Origin of the sequence: Cryobacterium sp. RTC2.1, from assembly GCF_035018685.1 — a bacterium.
GTDB lineage: Bacteria > Actinomycetota > Actinomycetes > Actinomycetales > Microbacteriaceae > Cryobacterium > Cryobacterium glucosi.
The window spans coordinates 1-755 of sequence record NZ_JASJXJ010000331.1 but is presented as its reverse complement, the minus strand read 5'-3'; the positions used below and the strand labels follow the sequence as shown (position 1 = coordinate 755).

Here is a 755-nt window from a genome sequence, read left to right as displayed (position 1 = left end):
ACACCGTCATCAAATCCCAGGAAGGGGCTCCCGCCACGTAACCGGGCGGGGGTTCAGAAATAGAAGTGGGCAGATCTAATGGCCACCAACGGGCCTTTCTACTGGCCATCAGTGGGCACTTCCGTGGCCGCCTATGGGCAGTTTGGCATGGCCGCTAACAAGGGATGAAAGCGTCGAGTTGCGAATATCGACGCCGGGACAAGGCCAACAGGGATGCGGGCGGTATCCGTGGTCCGGGGACTTTCTGCCCAAGAAGCAATCCCTCTCCCCTGCTCCCGCCAGAAAATAGGCTTTCGCGTCAGACAGGTACCGTATCCGCGTGTCTCAAAGCGCTATTTTCGTTGTGACCCAGCGTGGATTTCCGGGATGGGTCGAGCGCCCTAGTTTCCTTTGCTGCAGGTTTGTTGAGCTGCTGTTTGTCCCGTCACGGTCGTCGGGAGGACGGCGCCCCCGGGGCCGGGCGTGGCCGCCTGCACAGGGGTGGGTGTGGTGGCCGGTACAGTCTTGCCCGGCACAGGAGTCGAGAGGGAAGTGGGCGTGGGATTCGGGGCCGCGGGCGCAGATTTGTCCAGAACGGCTGCCCGACCGGGGGCACCGCTGAGCTGAATGGCCTGGTCAGCGGCGAGAGCTGCGTTCACGACAGCAGCACCCTCCTTCTGCGGGATGACACGGTTCACGTCCTGAGGGTCGGCCACAGCGGGGTACTGAAGGAAGACCATGTTCGCCAAGCCGGTATCTTTGAGCGCGAGCGCAAT

Annotated in this window: 1 pseudogene; it reads right to left on the bottom strand. The window is 62.5% G+C overall.

Annotation, left to right across the window (positions count from 1 at the left end):
* Positions 1-380 precede the first annotated feature (380 nt).
* Positions 381-755: pseudogene (locus QN357_RS19140) on the bottom strand (LytR family transcriptional regulator); the annotation flags it as partial.